Genomic DNA, 20,376 nt, shown 5'->3' on the forward strand with positions numbered 1-20,376 from the left:
TTAGTTTGTTGAGGGCTATTTGGGATAACTAGCCACTTAATGATCAGTGCCACTCATTAATTAACAGTCTGCTTTTCACGCCACGTACCTGTAAACCCATTGCATCGAACACCTCTTCGAAGTCTCGACACTGTGGTGGAATATTGGGTAAAGAAAGTGCTGCTTCAGAAAAGAATTGTTGTTCAAAATGAGCCGAATCGCTCCACGCCAATTGCCACCATTCGAGAATACGAAATTTAGACGCTCGAAGTTTTTCAGCCGTAGGAACTTTGTCACTTTTGCTTAGGTTCTCTTTGCTTGTGGTCGGAAAGAGGTTCCACTTGTCGTTATTCGGCCAATAAGCAAAAGGCAAGCAGTGATCAACGTGATACTCATTTTTTAATGATTTTCCACTCCAGACACTGACAATATCGGCACGTTCAGATCTAAGTTGTTCGACACGTTTACGCACATCGCGAGTATCGTGGTTTTGATCGATCCATACCAAGCAGTCGTGATACGTCTGTAGTGAGATACTTCGCTGTCGGTTCAACTCGAAACGCTGCATCTCCATGACCCATTGATTCACCACCAGCGGTTCAATCCAAGAGTGGTAGATTCTAAAGCACTCCCACAGGCTTTCATCGAGAGTGAAATAGCCAAAGCTTTCTAAGAACTCACTATCAATGACCAGTGATTCTCGGCTCTTCCGTCGTTTCTGAGGTGGGTATATATCGAATAGTCGGTTGTCTTTCGAGCCTTGATAAATAAAAGTCACAGGCCCTGATTTAATGGTGCTGATCGTTTGTGAAAACAGCTTCTGTAGTGCCTTGGCTTCATCGCCGAGAAACATAGTGCCTATCGCTAGATCATCAGCACTGAGGTGTTTGAGTTTATTCCAACCATCCTCTTTTACAAATCCGAGGCCTTTACTCGTGTTGCTATTTTGCTGAATCCCAGCGCCTTCTATATCGATATCAATCAAACGCTTAAACTGCCTTACCCAATACAGAGCAACTAAGCCCACTGGTAGAGAAATTTTCCCATCCGTTCGATCAATCACAGCGCCTGAATGAGCATCCGCAATTCTCAGTAAAGTTCTTAATAAGGCCAGCTTGTATGTGGCCGACTTGTTGTCATTCACAATAATGTGGCGCACCTTGTTCAAGTCGCCGGAGCCATCATCTGGTAATGTCATCACCACGGTTTGCCACCACACTTCACTGCGGTTCAATGTATCTTGGCTATCATCAACATGACGAACCAACAAGGCGCTGTTTTTTGATAAACGCTCGAGCTCTTCAACTGAGACTTCATAGCCTTGTCGACTGTCTTTAAACTCCCCATGACGCAAAGTAATCACCAACTTGCCATTTGGAGCCAGCAAGTTAGACAACTTTCTAAATGCACGCTCTCGATGAGACGAGGCTAAGTGCATCCATACTGCGCTCACCAATATCAAGTCAAAACGCATTCCGAGGTTTTCAGTGCGGCCAAGCGAGGGAAGTGAATCATCAATCCAGGTAACACTTGGGCTTGTATATTTGGAGCCTTGTTCGCGTAATAAAGCACTTGGTTCTATCGCAATAACATCAGCTCCGGCTTTGTGCATCCATAGCGCATCACGACCACTTCCTGCACCAACATCTAGTACTTTATCGCCCTCTAAAGGCCAATAAGCTTGCCAGCTTTTATGCACCGTCTCGAACGTCACTGAGTTGTACTGTTCACAAAGTGTGTGAGCATTTTTATCGTAAAAAGGAATCGATGAGGACATATGCGCTATTGGGGTAAGGAGTCTATCTCAATAGTAATGGGGAGCTAAGGCGATTGCTAGCAGCTCATGTAAGTTCAGCCACACCAATCAATATTTATCGTTAGTGACTGTTTTATATCAATATCCACCTAATGAGCTCATCAGGCGAGTCACATCACGAATCAGTTTCGTCAGCAAAACAAAAACAAACAAGGTGCAAGCTGACGCGCGAACAGGGATAATTGTTTTGATAATTAAACCAACCTCAAACCCCCAGCCGATAAAGACTAATGACCACATACTCGTACATAGACATCCCATTCAACCTGCGCCACACCTGTTGGTTTTGTGGTGAACCTTCCAATGATGTTGTTGAATTCCCTAAGACTGCACAAGCTATTGCCAAGATAGACTATTCACCGATAGCACTGCCGGCTTGTAATGAGTGTGCGAGAATTAACTATTCAAAGAATCTGACCTCAATTTGGTCTGTGCGCGATCAGATAAAACACACTCTGATAGACAAGTACGCTAAGCACCTTGGCATCGGTGAGAACTGGACGGAGCAAGAGCTTATTGATTCTGATTTCTCGGGTTCGACGCTTGGTGGGTTTGGGCGCAGTGCTTGGAAGATGTATCAAATCGCCAAACAACGCGTCGATTATAAAGGCTGGCCTTTGTCGGTTGATGACATCCCACTTGAGGTATACGACGAAACCAATGGCTTTGAGTTTGACGGTACTCGTTATGCCTCAATCAATTCGTGTATCGATTATTTCACCAAGGCTTCGAGCGTAGACAAAGAGTTGCTATCGCAACTTGTCGACATCGTTTCAACAGACCGTTTTAGCTACGCGCTTCGAATCGCCAAGCTGAACAAGAATGTCTCTAATACCAAACGCTCAGAGATCATCGAAGAAATTTTGCAGCAAGAATCTGAACAAGAAGAGATACTGCTTGAACAAGCTAATTCACTGTTCAACCCAAATGTCGAAGAGGTCAGCATTTCAGGTTCGACGGCTCCAGTGTTCGCTATTCAATGGGCAATGATGAATAACGTTAAAGACTTAGCTCACCTTTGCGCGCTCGAGGATGATTATTTTGACTATTTCGAGCACCTCGGGGGCCCTGCTGCTTTCATGTCTTATAACGGCCTACAGCTCTATTTAGAATCACGTCAAGATCCGGAATGGGTAGAAAAGTCGGATCCAAATAAACAGTATTGGTGAACATGCCTACCTACTGGTGAACACGTGTAAGCTCGATAACTGCGTCAAACACCCATTGTTAGTCCTTGTTTTATATAAAGATCTAAAAACAGTCCCCTAAAACAGTTAATTGTTGCAATTCGGTTAAATAGAGTGAAAACTTCAAGCATCTAAAACTATTTAATCACTGCAATCTTGTCGTGAGTAAGGAGTGAATTGTGCTTGCTGTTCTTCGTATTATTTTGGCGACGGTGTTTATTATTTTCACCACTCTATGTGCTTTTGGTTACTGCTTGTTTAGCCCAAAAAACCCAAAGCATGTGTACGTTTTTTGCCGTTGGTTCAACCAATTACAAAAACTCGTTGGGGTAAAGATCCTACAGAGAGGCCTAGATAATGCACCGACACCAGAAAAGAGCGTCTACATATCTAACCACCAAAGCGTGTTGGACTTTGTGACCGCCCCAGGGATGTTAAGGCCTCGCACGGTTTCTTTAGGCAAACGCGATTTGTTGTACGTGCCCTTCTTTGGCCTGCTGTATTGGATCACCGGTAATATTTTAATTAACCGCGAAGACAAGTCCAAAGCACGCGATACCATCAAGCAAGTGGCGGAAGCGATTCACCAGCGAGATCTGTCGGTTTGGGTTTACCCTGAAGGAACGCGCAGTAAAGGGCGTGGACTACTGCCATTCAAGACGGGCGCTTTCCGAATGGCGATTGAAGCCGGTGTGCCTATCACCCCGATGTGTACCAGTACCACGCACAATAAAATTAACCTCAACCGAGTTAATAATGGCATTGTGATCACCGAGATGCTGGAGCCTATAGATGTCTCTGGATACAAGCTCAGCGACGCAAGAGAGTTAGCGAATCGCTGCCATGCCTTGATGGCTGAAAAAATCGCACAATTAGATGCCGAAGTGGCTCGTTTAGAAGCACAGAAAAACCCAGAGCTGGATTCAGACCGTTCTTCTACGAGCTAACTCGCAACGAACCCACTGAGTCATCGCTCAGTTACTTAAAAAGACACTCAACGATCGCAACTCTCATTGTTCTTGTTTTACTTGCTGGCGCTTATCCGCAAAATAAAAACAGGCGTTAATGGCTTTAAAGAGCAATGGGAGTAAACGATGGAAGTGATTCACCATGGCGGAAAACATACTGTCACAGGATCTTGTCACGAACTAAGAGATTCAGGCCAAGCGGTGCTCATCGACTGTGGCCTTTTTCAAGGTTCGGATGCACGTTCTCTTGATATTGAATTTGAAACTTCCCACCTCAACGCTCTGCTGCTGACCCATACCCACATTGATCATATTGGTCGATTACCTTGGTTACTCGCCAGTGGCTTTAACCAACCGATTTATTGCACTCAGGCGACGGCTGAACTCGCTCCTTTAATGATTGAAGACGGCCTAAAACTGCAAGGGCTCAGTCATAAACAATCTAAACTCATCCTTAAAAAAATTCATTCGTTGATTGCTCCCAAGCCTTACGGAGATTGCTTTCCCATCACGTCCACACAACAAAACAACGGAAAGGATCATCATAGGCCAAATACTCTGTATGCTCGTTTTCAACCTGCAGGGCATATCTTAGGTTCGGCCTATATAGAGATTAAGTTACCCAACCAAGAAGTAGTGGTCTTTTCAGGCGACTTGGGCCCTAGTAACACGCCACTGCTGCCGGATCCTAAACCACCACAACAAGCCGACTATCTGTTTATTGAGTCGACTTACGGCACTAGCACGCACGACGATATTGCTTCACGCTCTGAACGCCTCAAATCAATCATTGATCGTTCGTTACTCGATGGCGGCGTTATTCTAATTCCGGCTTTTAGCATCGGTCGAACACAGGAACTACTATTTGATATCGAACACCTAATTTTTGAGCATCAACTCAGCAGCGATATTCCTATCATCCTCGATTCGCCTATGGCAGAAAAGGTGACGCGATCCTACCGACGCTTTAAAGAGTTATGGGGGCAAGAAGCAAAGCAGCGTCTTGAACTGAAACGTCACCCACTCGCTTTTGAGCAGTGCATTACGGTTGATGGACATAGAATGCACAAGAAAATCGTGAATCGCCTCAAGTCGACAGGTGAACCCGCGATTGTGGTCGCAGCTTCTGGAATGTGTCAGGGCGGCAGGATAATGAACTACTTATCCGCTTTGCTTCCCGATAAACGGACGGATGTGATTTTAGCGGGCTATCAAGCACACGGAACGCTCGGACGAGAGCTGCAACAAGGCGAAATGCAAGTTTCTATTGATAACAAAGACGTTGAGGTTAATGCTCAAATTCATGGCATGTCTGGCTATTCTGCTCATGCCGATAAAGAGGATCTCAATCGATTTATAGAGGGCATCGCGACTCCACCGAAAGAGGTGCATTTGATTCACGGTGAGCCAAATACTCAGTCTGAATTCGCTCAAGAACTAAAGGCGCGAGGGTTTGTGGTTGTTTGAAACACGCATCAAACTAGCCACTTTCCCTCAGTAAACATGAAGTCCTCAACTATCGAACCTTCAAAAAACACAGTCTCTTAGACCTGCGAGATCACTCGATGCAGGTGATATATTCCAATCAAATCCATCTCACCACTCATATATCAGCCGTTCATGCTAAGTGGCTTTAACCGCTGTTTTACGCAATTTCGTCTATTGTGCACACCTACCCTTCTTCTGCGCACCTCCCCACCCTTTTGTATTAATCACTATTTATTCACTTTGCAAAACACCAGCCGCAACAATCTGTTGCATAACAAGTTAAATGGAACGATTATCGAATTAGCACTAAGCATTAACAAACACCCTCTATAACTTGCTTTATGTCACAGTAATCCCAATGCGCAGTTAAATAATTTAACACTCGGGTTACAAGTGAAGTATTGTGTTGTTCGAAAAACAATCATAAGCAAAACTAACAGGGAAAATACTCATGCAGTCGTTCGTTGATTTTTTGAATGGAATAATCTGGAGCCCAGTACTTATCTACCTATGTTTAGGTGCAGGTTTGTTCTACTCCATCATGACTCGATTTGTTCAAATCCGTCACTTCTTTGAAATGTGGCGCTTGCTACTTTCGGGTAAAAGCTCATCAAAAGGCATCTCGTCTTTCCAAGCTCTTGCCGTTTCGCTGTCTGGCCGTGTAGGTACAGGTAACATTGCAGGTGTTGCTGCCGCTATCGGTTTCGGTGGCCCAGGTGCAGTATTCTGGATGTGGGTGGTAGCTTTCTTTGGCGCGGCGACTGCTTACGCAGAATCTACGCTGGCGCAAATCTATAAAGAAGAAGATGAAGGCCAGTTCCGTGGTGGTCCGGCTTACTACATTGAAAAAGCAATGGGTCAGAAGTGGTACGCATGGATCTTCGCTATCGCGACTATTTTTGCATGTGGCATTTTGCTTCCAGGTGTTCAGTCAAACAGTATAGGTAATGCTGTAGAAGCTGCATTTGGCTCAGGTGATATGATTGAAACAGCTATCGGTACATTCAGTTTCGCTAAAATTTTCACTGGTACTGTTGTTGCTATCATCCTTGCTTTCATCATCTTTGGTGGTGTTAAACGTATCGCGAACTTCACACAAATTGTCGTTCCATTCATGGCGTTGGCTTACATCATCATCGCATTCGTTATCATCCTACTAAACATCAGCCAAGTTCCTGTTGTTTTCGGAATGATTCTGGGTGATGCATTCACTCCTATGGCAGGCTTTGGTGCTGCAATCGGTTGGGGTGTTAAACGTGGTGTTTACTCAAACGAAGCGGGTCAAGGTACTGGTCCTCACGCGGCAGCTGCGGCAAGTGTTGATCACCCAGCTCAGCAAGGTTTGGTTCAAGCGTTCTCTATCTACATTGATACTCTTCTAGTATGTTCTGCTACAGCGTTCATGATCATCATCACTGGTGCTTACAACGTTCACGGCGGCGCTGAAGGTGTCTTCCTTGTTCAGAACCTAGCAGCAAACATCGGTGCGAATGGTCCCGTATTTACACAGCTTGCTATTGAAAGTGCACTGCCAGGCATTGGTAAGCCGTTCATCGCATTTGCTCTGTTCTTCTTCGCATTTACAACGATTCTTGCTTACTACTACATCGCAGAAACGAATATTGCTTACCTACGTCGTACCATCAAGATCCCTGGCATGATGTTCGTACTTAAGCTTGTTCTTATTAGTGCCGTTTTCTATGGCACCGTTAAAACAGCAAACCTTGCATGGGCAATGGGTGATGTGGGTGTTGGCTTGATGGCATGGTTAAACATCGTTGGTATTCTGATCATATTCTTCATGTCTAAGCCTGCGCTTAAGGCTTTAGCAGACTACGAAGAACAGCAGAAACAAGGTGTGACTGAGTACACATTCAACCCTGTAAAACTAGGCATTAAAGGTGCTACTTACTGGGAAGAGAAATACAAGCGTAAAACTGGCAAGTCTCCTGAATCTGAAGTTGCAGACAGTAAACCTGTAGAGCAACCTTCAGCTTAAGCTTGACTTAGCAAATAGATCGCTTTAACTCGCGCTATTAATAACGCATAAAAAAGGGGTTAGCCATTTCGGCTAACCCCTTTTGTTTTGTTCATAAAAATCGTAGTTTATAACGAGCTCATTACTTATAACGAACTGACTGCTTATAACAAACTAACTGTTCCCAAGCTAGAGCGTTAAGCAACGATCTCTTGAGCCGTCATTTGAGGCGCTTTTTTCTCACCGATTGGCAGTACTGTGCGGCCATATTCGTTGTTGATTACTTGTGCCATCGCAAAGTAGATAGCTGACGCACCACAGAAGATACCTTCAAAACCAGCGATAGTACCGATCAGTTCGCTGCCAGTGAAATCACGAGCGGCAAGTAGGAAGAACAAAATAGTAAGTGAACCGAATACTACTTGTTTCGCTACTGGGTAGCATAGAGAACCAATGAACATGAAGCCAGTGAAGATGCCCCATAGTAGTAGGTACCAACCCATAAACGCTGCTGGACTTGCTGGTAGGCCCATGTATGGCATTACGATTAAACCAACCAAAGATAACCAGAATAGACCGTAAGAAGTAAACGCAGTTGTACCGAACGTGTCACCACGTTTGAAACACATTGTGCCCACGATAACTTGGCTTAGACCACCGTAAAAAATACCCATAGCAAGAATCATTGAATCGATTGGAAAGAAACCTGCGTTATGGATATTAAGAAGTATAGTAGTCATACCGAAACCCATTAGGCCAAGTGGTGCCGGGTTCGCCAGTTTTGTTGACATTTTGCGCGCCTTTAAAAAAAGTTAATAAAATTTGTACGTAAATTTTAATCCGAACGGCATAAAAAGATAGATCGCTAAATCGCAATCTTAGATTGCATCGTTCGCCAGTTCGGCTTTCGTGATGATTTCAAGTATCTCGCCAACTCGTTTAGGGCTTTGTTCCATCAAGACCGCTTGAACCTCGGGCTTTACACACGCTAACCACTCTCCCGAAGGTTCTTGGTTAAACTTATCCATCGGGCCCATACTTTGGCTCCATGCACCACGGATATCAACCGTATCTTTGTGGCCATCGTTAGTCGTAAAATATGAAAATTCAAAGGTTGTCGCATCTACAGATGTGATTTGGCCAGATGCCCCCCACGGCGCAGAAAGTTCGATCATAGGACCGATAGGATAGCTTTCACCTTCAATTTCTACAGAAGTTGCTTCACCAATGTAAATTTGAGCGTTATTGGCTGACTCTGAGACAGTGAAAGGTAATGATGTTGATACAGAATTAGGACCTTGAGGCGCAGCTTGCTTTAATAAGAATTGAACGATTGACGGGTATGCATTAACAGCAGCATCAACTTCCCCAACAGACTCCATACAGCCTTCGTAATTCATAATGCCTGTACTATCGACACCTTTAATTAAAGCGCCTTCAAGTGTTTGAATAACATGAATTTGGTTACCTTGTTCCTCTATAGACGTGATTTGGCCTACAGGACTTTTTAATACTTGATAACGCTGAGCAACAATACCTTCAGAGCTCGTTTCAAAACTCAAACTGCCATAATTACCCCAGCCCAAACTTTGCTCGAGACCTGACTGCGGCGTACTGTTACACCCAGTAACTCCAGTTACCAATAACGCAAGAATAGATAGCTTTAACTTCATTTTAATTGCCCTGTAATCGAATTATTCACGAACACAGTTTATCGATAAATGGAAAGCACTACTGTAATAGAAAGCAAGGGAAGTGTCGTATAACTGTCACTGAACAAGCAAGCCTCTAGGAGGCTTGCTTAAGTCAATTATTTACAACTAATTTCATCCCAAAACCAGTTCGATTGAACAGGGCTTTCCCAGACACCCGGACCGTTTTTAGCCACGAAACACTTGCCGTTATGCGTCACCTTGTCGCCATTGCTCACTTGGCTAACACCCGCTTGCCATGTGATAAACACCGATGGATCAACAACGACAGGCGGCTCAGTCACAGGTGGTTCAACCGGTGTTGGGTCTACCGGAGCAGGATCGACAGGTGTAGGGTCAACTGGCGATGGATCTGTCACTACGGGTGGTGTTGGTTCACCCGCTACAAATTTCCAAGGGCCGCCATTGGCAGGATCATCCCCTTGAGTCCACCATTTAGCTTGGTAAGTCGCACCGTTGTGAGTGACTTGGTCGCCAGCATTGTAAACTTTACTCGCACTCCAACCGTTACCTCCGGGGTTAGTACCAGGGTCAACCGGATCAAGCTTATCGACCACTTTCACTTCAGGCCAACTCGCATGTGATCCATAAAAATTGGTCACACACTTCTCATAATCTCCGGCCACCAAGGCTGAATAAGCGGTTTGGAAACCAACAAGCTCACACTCAAATGAATAGCCTTCTGGGCGGTCTGCGTAGTATTTCCAGTTACCGTCCCAGTTGGTGTACAACACATCAGTCGCACCATTCAAGTTCAAGCTTCCGTAAGGCGTTTGCTGCCAGCATGTATTGGCTTCATCCGCTTCTACAGGGATCAGATAATGCGCAGCTAACCCTTCCCAATAACGAATTCGGTTAACTGGTTGGCCTTTGTCTTTGTTCTGCTCACCACACTCGATACCACCATTAATTACGTTGATTGTGGTACCAAACCCATAGCCAATTCCCGCATCCAACTCACGCTGAGAGGGTGTCCAAGTGCGGTCAATAACGTGCAGCATTGCTGGTTTAGGAGCTTGAGGTGTAAGGAAGAACCAGATAGCAGAAGCCAAGTTCAACCATGAATCAGCAACCAAACCTGGGTTATTCAATAGAACCGTCGCATCACCATCGAACATCACTTCCGAGAACGCACCGTAGTTAAAATGGTAAGAAAGCTGTTTAGCACCACGTCCAAAATAACCCTGACCTGCCGCACATGGCCATCGTGCATTCTGCCAATCGTTCTGGCCACAACCGGTGGTGTAACCCTCTTGGCCTTCAGACCAACCCATTTCACGAACATGCACCAGCGCTTGCTGCCACTCTTCTAGAGCTAATGGGTTATCAGAGGTGTTATCTATTGCGATGTGCCCACCTGTTTCTTGAGCGAAATGAGCAAAGGCCGTGATGATGGATTTTTTACAGATGGCGTCTGAATCTCGACCATCAGTGTACTCTCCACAGAAGGCAGGGAATTTACCAATCGCCCGTAAGAAGCGAGTGTACGTGTATTCTGGCGCAGCCATCTGAGTGAGGAAGTCCCATTCAGATTGAGGGAATACACGCTCGACTCGTTTCACGTTTTCAGGATTCGAGGCTAAACCCGGCTCAATCGCTTCAACGATACTATTGGGACGAGTTTGTAATGCTTGTGACCAGATCGCATACATAGGATCGGATGTTTTCGCTTGTTCAGCCGCTTGCAGTGCAGACTTTTCAACAAGGTAGCCATTCGGGTTTTGCGGATCAGGTTGAATGTTCAAAGACGCGTAACTGTGTGCAGCTAAAGTACAGCCAACTACTGTCGCCAAATATTTGATTTTTAACATGATGGATTCTCTTATCTGTCCTTAATAAGTCCATCAAAGAGTATGCGGCGCATGGGAAATGAGCTAGTCGTTACCATGTAAATTTATAAAAAGTGCGAGTGACACTTTTATGTACCCTTCAACACAACAAAACGTCTCATTGTTTCTTGAGGTGATATCTAACTTCCAACGGATTTTGTTGCTCGTTGTAGATGTAAATCCTTAATCTCCTAAATAAAAAGAAAAAAGCCCCGAACTGAGTTCGAGGCTTAAGATTTTAATCAAAACTGGTTAAATCTCTAAGAGGTTATTCCCACTCGATAGTTGCTGGTGGCTTACCAGAAATATCGTAAACAACACGTGAAATGCCGTTAACTTCGTTGATAATACGGTTAGATACCTTACCTAGGAAGTCATATGGTAGGTGTGCCCAGTGAGCAGTCATGAAGTCGATAGTTTCTACGGCACGTAGAGATACAACCCAATCGTACTTACGGCCATCGCCCATTACGCCAACTGAACGCACTGGTAGGAATACCGTGAATGCTTGAGATACTTTGTGGTAAAGGTCAGCAGCGTGAAGCTCTTCAATGAAGATAGCATCAGCACGACGCAGTAAATCACAGTACTCTTTCTTCACTTCGCCAAGTACACGAACACCTAGACCAGGACCTGGGAATGGGTGGCGATAAAGCATGTTGTATGGAAGACCAAGCTCTAGACCGATCTTACGTACTTCATCTTTAAACAGCTCACGTAGAGGCTCAACAAGGCCCATTTCCATATCATCAGGAAGACCACCAACGTTGTGGTGAGATTTGATTACGTGTGCTTTACCTGTCTTAGATGCTGCAGACTCGATTACGTCTGGGTAGATAGTACCCTGAGCAAGCCATTTAGCATTCTTCAGTTTCTTAGACTCTTCGTCGAAGATATCTACGAATACGTGACCGATGATCTTACGCTTCGCTTCTGGCTCAGCTTCGCCTTCCAGAGCGTCAAGGAAACGATCTTCCGCATCAACTTTAATGATGTTTAGGCCGAATTGGTCACCAAACATCTCCATAACCTGCTCACCTTCGTTTAAACGAAGAAGGCCGTTATCAACAAATACACATGTTAGTTTGTCGCCGATAGCGCGGTGAGCAAGCATCGCTACTACTGATGAATCAACACCACCAGAAAGACCAAGGATAACTTCATCGTCACCTACTTGCTCTTTAATACGTGCAACTGCATCTTCAATGATAGACGCTGAAGTCCACAGACCTTCACAACCACACGCGTTAAGAACGAAGTTCTCAAGCATTTTTAAGCCGTTTTTAGTGTGCGTTACTTCTGGGTGGAATTGAACACCGTAGTATTTCTTCTCTTCGTTTGCCATTGCAGCGTATGGGCAAGTGTCTGTCTCTGCGATTTTTGTGAAATCAGCAGGGATTTCAACCACTTTGTCACCGTGGCTCATCCAAACGTCTTGAGTTGTCTCAAGGTCAGTGAAAAGTGCAGATTCACCCGTCACTTGTACAGCAGCGTAGCCGAACTCGCGCTCAGTAGACGTTGCTACTTTACCGCCAAGTTGCTCAGCCATCGTTTGCATGCCGTAGCAGATACCGAAGACAGGAACACCTGAATCAAATACGTACTGAGGTGCACGTGGAGAATTCTCTTCCGTTACACTTTCAGGGCCACCAGATAGGATGATACCGTCTGGATTGAATTCACGAATATCCGCTTCTTCTACGTCCCAGCTCCAAAGTTCACAGTAAACACCGATCTCACGAATACGACGAGCTACTAGCTGTGTGTATTGAGAACCGAAGTCCAGAATTAGAATACGTTGGTCATGAATATTTTTAGTCATTGTAAGCAGTCTTATTGGCTATGTGATAAAACGGAGGCGAGTTTACTCACCTCTGATTAACTCTTCAAGAAATAAAGCAAACGTTTTCGTTGGTTATCTGTAACCTCGTGTTTTGAGAAAATCAGACTTTCTGCAAAACAGGCGGTAGATAAAATAATGTGCCGACTAAATCAGCACATTATTCAAACGTTTGGACGTATTATTAACCTAAACGGTAGTTAGGTGCTTCTTTCGTGATTTGAACATCGTGTACGTGAGATTCTTTCATGCCCGCACCAGAGATACGAACAAACTCAGCTTTAGTACGCATATCTTCAACAGTTGCAGAACCCGTTAGGCCCATGCTTGAGCGTAAACCGCCCATCTGTTGGTGAACGATCTCTTTTAGACGACCTTTGTATGCGATACGACCTTCAATACCTTCTGGAACAAGCTTGTCTGCAGCGTTATCAGATTGGAAGTAACGGTCAGAAGAACCTTGAGACATAGCGCCAAGAGAACCCATACCACGGTAAGACTTGTAAGAACGACCGTTGTAAAGGATAACTTCACCCGGTGCTTCTTCAGTACCCGCGAACATTGAACCAACCATCACACAAGATGCGCCAGCAACGATAGCTTTACAGATATCGCCAGAGAAGCGGATGCCGCCATCTGCGATTACTGGAATACCGTATTCGTTTGCTACTTCAGCTGCGTCTGCAATTGCTGTTACTTGAGGAACACCAACACCAGTAACGATGCGAGTCGTACAGATTGAACCCGGGCCGATACCTACTTTAACCGCACTAACACCCGCTTCGATAAGAGCACGAGCGCCAGCGCCAGTTGCTACGTTACCACCGATAATTTGTAGGTCAGGGTATGCAGCACGCGTATCGCGGATACGGTTAAGTACGCCTTCAGAGTGACCGTGTGAAGAGTCGATAAGTAGAACGTCTACGCCAGCTTCAACTAGAGCAGCAACGCGCTCTTCGTTACCAGCACCAGCACCAACAGCTGCACCTACACGTAGGCTGCCGCGCTCATCTTTACAAGCGTTTGGTTTACGTTCTGCTTTGTGGAAATCTTTTGCAGTGATCATTCCCGTAAGTTGGAAGTCATCATTTACAACAAGAACTTTTTCAACACGCGCTTCGTGCATTTTCTCTTGAACTTCTTCACGAGTTGCACCTTCTTTAACAGAAGCAAGGCGAGCTTTAGGCGTCATTACTACGTCAACTTTCTTAGAAAGGTCAGTCACAAAGCGAACGTCACGGCCAGTAATAATACCAACAAGTTCGTTTGTTTCAGTAACAACAGGGAAACCGGCGAAGCCGTGTTTTTGAGTAAGAGCTACAACATCAGCGATTGTCGCGTCAGGGTTTACAGTAACAGGGTGAGAAACCACACCTGCTTCGTAAATTTTAACCTGGCGAACCATTTCAGCTTGCTGTTCAATAGACATGTTCTTATGAATGAAGCCTATTCCGCCTTCTTGCGCCAGTGCAATCGCTAGGCGAGCTTCTGTCACAGTATCCATCGATGCAGAGATCATTGGGATGTTTAGGGAAATATTCTTCGTCAACTGAGTGCGAAGATCAGCTGTATTAGGGAGAACGGTGGAGTGTGCTGGCACTAGCAGTACGTCGTCGAATGTCAGCGCTTCTTTGGCAATTCTTAGCATTTGCAATATCTCACAATAATAGGAGTAAAAAGAAACAATCCAATCTCATCGTTTCGCCTAATGAGGGCAGCCAATTAAGGAAAATCAAACTGCATTTGGATTAGATATTGCGGACGGATTATACGGCCAACGAAATCGCTTGGCTACACATTTTTATACTTTTAATTTGCATTTACCCCCTTGCTATGTATTATATTGCCGCTATCTTCCATACTCACGCCCAGTGAGATTCCAAGAGAAAGACCTTCCTTCAAGGATAGATAGCGCTTCTATGACCAATCCAAACATCTTTACTGTTTCTCGCCTCAATTCAGAGGTTCGTCTCCTATTAGAAAACGAAATGGGAATAGTCTGGCTCGTTGGTGAAATCTCAAATTTCTCTGCACCTGTCTCTGGTCACTGGTACCTCACGCTTAAAGACTCTCGCGCTCAAGTTAAGTGCGCTATGTTTCGTGGCAATAACCGTCGTGTGACTTTTAAGCCTCAGAACGGTAATCAAGTGCTAGTTAAAGCGCGCCTATCTCTTTATGAGCCACGCGGTGATTATCAACTGATCATCGAAAGCATGCAGCCAGAAGGTGACGGCAAGCTTCAGCAAGAGTTTGAAAAACTTAAGATGAACTTGGCGGCGGAAGGTTTATTTGCTCAGTCCAGTAAACAAATTCTTCCAGAACATCCTAAATGTGTTGGTGTTATCACCTCTAAAACAGGCGCTGCCCTCTTCGATATTCTCGATGTACTGAAAAGGCGCGACCCGTCATTGCCAGTCATCGTATATCCGACTATGGTACAAGGTGAAGGAGCTTCGATTCAGATCGCTCAAGCGATTGGGCGTGCCAATGAACGCAATGAGTGTGATGTATTGATCGTTGGCCGAGGCGGCGGCTCATTAGAGGACTTATGGTGTTTCAATAACGAGATCGTTGCTCGCACCATTGCAGCAAGTCAGATCCCGATTATCAGCGCCGTTGGACACGAAGTTGATGTCACTATCGCCGATTTCGTCGCAGATATGCGAGCTCCAACGCCATCAGCAGCCGCTGAATTGGTTAGCCGTGACAACAGTCATAAAGAGCAAGCTTATGCGTCTAAACGTGCTCGTTTAGTGAGTGCGATTCGTCATGTACTAATAAAACAAGCGCAATCAACTCAAACGTTGAAATACCGCTTAGAGAAACAACACCCGAGCTACCAACTGCAAAAGCAGAGTCAGCAGCTTGATGACTTAGACATGCGTTTGCGTCGTGGTATGACTCAATACCTAAAGCAACATGCTCAGCGTGTTGAACGTAAGCAGCACCAACTTCAGCTGAACTCGCCAGTGAAACGCCTTGGTGAACAGAAACTGCATCTACAACGTTCAGAGCAAAAGCTATTGGATGCAATGGACAAGACATTACTGACTACTCGCCACCAACTAGCCATGGCTGCCGAGAAGTTAGAAACAGTAAGTCCATTAGCAACCCTAAAACGTGGCTACAGCATCACCCATTCAGCATCGAGTAAAACTGTGTCATCGATTAACGATGTCGAAATCGGTGAAGTGATCACCACCCAAGTTGAAGACGGTGTGATTGAATCGCAAGTGACAACAAGAGTCGCTAAGAGCGAGCTCTAGGTTCATTAGATACAAAAAAGACCAACTCTTCGGTATTGAGTCTCTGATATAACATTACAGATAGTCGTTTAAGCGATTCGGCTTAAGTCTATTCCGCAGGTTGAAATACAAACTTTACTCTCGATTTAGATTTAAGCTCATTACACTCACCATTACAAAAATAGCTCGCTGCACCACAGGCTTGAAGCTTCTCAAGTTGGCTGCTGCACTCAGGGCAAAACCCAACCTTAGTAAAGTGTGCCTGACAACTTTCACAGTGATACTTTCCATCCCAACCTAGCTCTGATTGGCACTTAGGGCAGATATTTTCACTCATTAGCATTTCCTAACTCACTACTTTTTTACAATCTACCACTGCTAAGACTTAGCTTGCTTGATTTGGTACATGTTCTTATCAGCTTGTGCGATCAAGCCTTCCAATGACTCAGGATCTTTCTCATAAGAAAGTCCAACGCTGACAGAAAACTGAGTGCCATCGATATAGAGAGCTTGTTCCAAGGTTCTTTCTAAGCTTCGATAAAAGTTCAGCACACTTTCTTGATCATCAAAGCAAGAGAACACGACAAACTCATCGCCCCCATAGCGCCCTATCTTGGCACAGGCAGTAGTTGCCTCATCAAGCACTTTTGCAACGGCTAACAACACATCATCACCAAAGCTGTGGCCAAACGTATCGTTTATTGACTTAAATTTATCGACATCAACAAACAGGCATGCCATCACTTTTTCAGTAAAACAGCGGTTAGTTAACACCTGCTCGGCTTCTATCAGCAATGCTCGGCGATTCAAACTGTGTGTTAGAGAGTCTCGATTGGCAAAAAAGTTGAGTTGATTCTCTAACTCATACTTCTCAAGCGCGACTGAATACAGAGAAGCCAATAACTCTAAGATCTCAAGTTCAAACTCATGAGGTTCAGAGATGTACTGACTGTAAATTGCGAAGGTACCCAATACGTGACCATGTGAAGAGATGATTGGCACTGACCAACATGCATGAAGGTTAGCCTGGTTGGTTAAGGCTAAGAAAGGAGTCCAATTCGGGTGTGCATTAATATTGGAGACCATGACAGCTTTCTTAAGTGCCGCCGCTTCGCCACAGGAACCAATTCCGGCACCAACCCCCACCCCTTCTATCTGCTGGTTATAAAAATCAGGCAAGTTTGGAGCATATTCTAAATGTAATGTATTCGATTCGGGGTTTAGCAATAGGATAGAGGCCATCCTTTGACCAAAAATCTGCTCGGTGAGTTGAATGATCTTACGATTTAATTCTTTGCGATCCAACCCAAGGGCAAGCTTTCGAAGCAAACTGTTTACTGCTCGGTGACCTTCTAATAAAAATTGTTGTTTCATTCACTAAAGCTTTCAATTATATGGTGGGAACAGCTTGTTCTTATGCAAGCCTATATACTGGTCAATATTAACACACTAAATTACCACAACACACCACCGAAGATCATAGGTTGATCTTTTGCTTTATCTACTTTGATCAGCGATCTACCCCAAAAAGAATATTTATATCACCACACACCGAAAGCATAAGTTACATATACTGCATTTCAATTTACAATGGAATATATGACTATAAACAAACCAATAAAACCAAAAATGCAGAACAATCTATTTTCGATCTTTAATTGAGATCATCGAGAGACACACGTCTGCATTTCGATATGTTGGTCATCTAATTGGGTTAACTTAACCGACAATGCCTTAAGTTCTGAAGTATTGTCGATGTGAGTACCACCACACGGAATAGACACTAAAGTCTCGTCATCTAGCTGCCATTCCCAGTAGCGAGAGTCTGTTAACGCCTCACCTTCTAGTCTCATCGTTACAAGAGTCGATTCAACAAGCCAGCCTGCAATCATCTGGTTGATGTCGGCCTCAATGCCATCAAGGTTAGTTAGCATGTCAGCAACGTTCAGACCGCGTTTCTTCAAGGTTTTACCTAAACGATACTTATCGGTACACAACTCTGGAGTAACAAAGCTAGTCACCTGTGCGTAGCTATTGAAGTCATAGCTGCCGAATGGATCTTTTCTGTCTGCATCTTTACGCCAGTAACTCTCAGCCAATACTTTATTCAACGCTAAGAAAGCAATATGTCCGGCACTATGACCGCGGCTCAAACTGGCTTGGTGCTCTTTATCAACCGACAACTCAATTTCATCGCCAATGTTAATCATAGAAGCTGATACAGGTAGTTGGTGGACAACCACAAACGCCCACCCTTCCGTATCACGCTTAACAGGGATATCTGCTGCAATATAAAGATTTCCAGTAGATTGCTCTATTGCACCAACAAGGCAATCTTCAACAATATACTGTTCACCACCTACGCTGACAAAACCTCGGTCTGCTGGGTGATCGGGCCAAATATGACTCACAGGGTGGAAAGGTGTCACGTCAGTGATCAAGTGAGTTTTGCTGTCGTCACTTTCAACGTACACCGCTTTTGCATTGAGCAGCCAAGTTTGATGACAAAATTGAGTGATGGTTGGTGTGATAACTATTATTGGTTTCATGGATGTCGCTGGTGTCATTGAATCGCTAGTGGTCATATCGTTCTTCTTTTGAAATTGAGTCTAATTCGTTAACCCATCACGATATGGAGATATGAGGTTATGGCTTAACGTGAATTTTGCTTAAAAAAATACCCGAGACAGGCTCGGGTATCAAATCTATTGGAAAGGTTTACTTACGACCTTTAACCATGCTCATCATACGCTTACGTTTACGTTCTTGAGAAATTGTCAGCTTGGTTGTCTTAGCTTCAAATGGGTTCTCGCTGTTCTGGAATTGAATGCGAATAGGTGTACCCATAATCTCTAGTGAACGACGGTAGTAGTTCATCAAGAATCGTTTGTATGAATCTGGCAAGTTACGTACTTGGTTACCGTGGATAACGATAATCGGTGGGTTGTAGCCACCAGCGTGCGCGTATTTCAATTTAACACGACGGCCACGAACCATAGGTGGTTGGTGATCATCAGTCGCCATCTTCATGATACGAGTAAGTACAGAAGTACCAACACGAGTCGTTGCTGACTTATAAGCTTCTTGAACAGACTCAAACAAGTGACCAACACCAGTACCGTGAAGTGCAGAGATAAAGTGAATACGTGCGAAATCAACGAAACCTAAACGACGGTCTAGTTCTTTCTTAACACGATCTTTAACGTCGTTATCTAGGCCATCCCACTTGTTTACGGCAATAACAATTGAACGACCAGCATTCAACGCAAAGCCTAACAAGCTTAGATCTTGATCTGAGATGTTCTCGCGAGCATCGATAAGCAGTAATACAACGTTAGCATCTTCAATCGCTTTCAGTGTTTTAACCACTGAGAACTTCTCAACTGTTTCGTTGATATTTTTACGGCGACGAACACCCGCAGTATCAATCAGAACGTATTCACGCTCATCACGCTGCATCGGAATGTAAATAGAGTCACGAGTTGTACCTGGCATATCGTAAACAACAACACGTTCTTCACCAAGAATACGGTTAGTTAGCGTTGATTTACCTACGTTAGGACGACCAATGATCGCTAGCTTAATCGGTTGATCTTGAAGGCGCTTGAATTCTTCTTCCGCTTCTTCTTCAGTGAAATCAACTTGCTCTTCTTCTTCGTCTTCAAATTCAGTTAAATCGCTTACTTCGCCATTCTCAGCTTTTAACGCTTCAGCGAATGGGTTTAGAGCAAGATCAATCAACGCTGTTACACCACGACCGTGCGCTGCAGCGATTTGGTACATGTCTTCTACGCCTAGTTGCCAGAAATCAGCACTTGCAGCATCAGGGTCGATACCATCAACCTTGTTTACTACTAGCATTGAAGGCTTTTCTAGTTGACGAAGGTGCTTAGCAATAGCTACGTCTGAAGGTGTTAGACCCGCACGACCATCTACCATAAATAGAACGACATCAGCTTCATCAATCGCCGCGAGCGACTGTTCAGCCATTTTAGTTTCAACACCTTCTTCGGTACCGTCGATACCACCAGTGTCGATAACAATAAAGTCATGCTCGCTAAAATGAGCATGACCGTATTTACGGTCACGCGTTAAGCCAGGAAAATCCGCAACCAATGCATCACGAGTTCGAGTCAATCGGTTAAATAACGTAGATTTACCTACGTTCGGACGCCCTACTAGAGCAACAACAGGTACCATAACAACCTCTACAATTTCTTCTCTAAATGTAGTTATAGGTAAGCACTTGATCGCAAGTTTAAACTCTTACCTATAACCACACGGTTTATTAATTTATAACAACAAAACGGCTCCTAGCTGTTACCAACCAGGAG

Annotated in this window: 15 protein-coding genes; 5 read left to right on the top strand and 10 right to left on the bottom strand. The window is 44.5% G+C overall.

The genetic code is table 11. The annotated features are described in order from the left end of the window. Positions 1–43: 43 nt before the first annotated feature. Positions 44–1,756: a bifunctional 2-polyprenyl-6-hydroxyphenol methylase/3-demethylubiquinol 3-O-methyltransferase UbiG gene (locus AB4513_RS13130; protein WP_102258217.1), complete on the bottom strand. Its 1,713-nt coding sequence runs from the start codon at positions 1,754–1,756 to the stop codon at positions 44–46. 269 nt (positions 1,757–2,025) lie between these two features. On the opposite strand from AB4513_RS13130, the gene AB4513_RS13135 reads away from it, so the two are divergent. The 4 genes from AB4513_RS13135 to AB4513_RS13150 all read left to right on the top strand — a co-directional run bounded on the left by AB4513_RS13135 (position 2,026) and on the right by AB4513_RS13150 (position 7,437). Continuing rightward, positions 2,026–2,964, top strand: a complete 939-nt coding sequence (locus AB4513_RS13135; RefSeq protein WP_102258218.1) for a hypothetical protein — start codon at positions 2,026–2,028, stop codon at positions 2,962–2,964. 197 nt (positions 2,965–3,161) lie between these two features. Then, the gene (locus AB4513_RS13140; RefSeq protein ID WP_102258219.1) at positions 3,162–3,929 is read left to right on the top strand and encodes a 1-acylglycerol-3-phosphate O-acyltransferase; all 768 of its coding nucleotides are present in this window, start codon (positions 3,162–3,164) and stop codon (positions 3,927–3,929) included. A gap of 147 nt (positions 3,930–4,076) precedes the next feature. After that, positions 4,077–5,417, top strand: coding sequence for an MBL fold metallo-hydrolase (locus AB4513_RS13145; RefSeq protein ID WP_102258220.1), 1,341 nt, complete (start codon positions 4,077–4,079; stop codon positions 5,415–5,417). Between the two features lie 472 nt (positions 5,418–5,889). Continuing rightward, on the top strand, positions 5,890–7,437 hold the full coding sequence (locus AB4513_RS13150; protein WP_009848307.1) for a sodium:alanine symporter family protein: 1,548 nt from the start codon (positions 5,890–5,892) through the stop codon (positions 7,435–7,437). A 176-nt stretch (positions 7,438–7,613) separates the two neighbouring features. Here the strand turns inward: AB4513_RS13150 and AB4513_RS13155 are convergent, their stop codons facing one another. The 5 genes from AB4513_RS13155 to guaB form a co-directional block, all read right to left on the bottom strand. Continuing rightward, positions 7,614–8,207, bottom strand: a complete 594-nt coding sequence (locus AB4513_RS13155; protein WP_017099596.1) for an acetate uptake transporter — start codon at positions 8,205–8,207, stop codon at positions 7,614–7,616. 87 nt (positions 8,208–8,294) lie between these two features. Beyond that, entirely contained in the window at positions 8,295–9,089 is a 795-nt protein-coding gene (locus AB4513_RS13160) for a hypothetical protein (protein WP_017098063.1), read from the bottom strand. 137 nt (positions 9,090–9,226) lie between these two features. Further along, positions 9,227–10,939 carry a chitinase gene (locus tag AB4513_RS13165; protein ID WP_012603321.1) on the bottom strand — a complete coding sequence of 571 codons (1,713 nt, stop codon included), beginning with the start codon at positions 10,937–10,939 and terminating at the stop codon, positions 9,227–9,229. Positions 10,940–11,225: 286 nt separating this feature from the next. Continuing rightward, positions 11,226–12,779, bottom strand: coding sequence for a glutamine-hydrolyzing GMP synthase (gene guaA, locus AB4513_RS13170; protein ID WP_009848303.1), 1,554 nt, complete (start codon positions 12,777–12,779; stop codon positions 11,226–11,228). Positions 12,780–12,981: 202 nt separating this feature from the next. Continuing rightward, entirely contained in the window at positions 12,982–14,445 is a 1,464-nt protein-coding gene (gene guaB, locus AB4513_RS13175; protein WP_004735127.1) for an IMP dehydrogenase, read from the bottom strand. 271 nt (positions 14,446–14,716) lie between these two features. Between guaB and xseA the strand changes: the two genes are divergently transcribed. Then, positions 14,717–16,063 carry an exodeoxyribonuclease VII large subunit gene (xseA, locus tag AB4513_RS13180; RefSeq protein ID WP_009848302.1) on the top strand — a complete coding sequence of 449 codons (1,347 nt, stop codon included), beginning with the start codon at positions 14,717–14,719 and terminating at the stop codon, positions 16,061–16,063. An 88-nt stretch (positions 16,064–16,151) separates the two neighbouring features. Here the strand turns inward: xseA and AB4513_RS13185 are convergent, their stop codons facing one another. The 4 genes from AB4513_RS13185 to der all read right to left on the bottom strand — a co-directional run bounded on the left by AB4513_RS13185 (position 16,152) and on the right by der (position 20,242). Further along, the gene (locus AB4513_RS13185) at positions 16,152–16,379 is read right to left on the bottom strand and encodes a zinc ribbon domain-containing protein (RefSeq protein WP_009848301.1); all 228 of its coding nucleotides are present in this window, start codon (positions 16,377–16,379) and stop codon (positions 16,152–16,154) included. Positions 16,380–16,420: 41 nt separating this feature from the next. Further along, positions 16,421–17,416 carry a sensor domain-containing diguanylate cyclase gene (locus AB4513_RS13190; protein ID WP_102258221.1) on the bottom strand — a complete coding sequence of 332 codons (996 nt, stop codon included), beginning with the start codon at positions 17,414–17,416 and terminating at the stop codon, positions 16,421–16,423. A gap of 290 nt (positions 17,417–17,706) precedes the next feature. Then, entirely contained in the window at positions 17,707–18,627 is a 921-nt protein-coding gene (locus AB4513_RS13195; protein ID WP_009848299.1) for a metal-dependent hydrolase, read from the bottom strand. Between the two features lie 133 nt (positions 18,628–18,760). Beyond that, a complete protein-coding gene (gene der, locus AB4513_RS13200) occupies positions 18,761–20,242 on the bottom strand; it encodes a ribosome biogenesis GTPase Der (protein ID WP_009848298.1) in 1,482 nt (493 codons plus the stop codon). Positions 20,243–20,376 lie beyond the last annotated feature (134 nt).

The sequence above is a fragment of the Vibrio sp. 10N.222.54.E6 genome, assembly GCF_041473955.1.
GTDB classification, from domain to species: domain Bacteria; phylum Pseudomonadota; class Gammaproteobacteria; order Enterobacterales; family Vibrionaceae; genus Vibrio; species Vibrio tasmaniensis_A.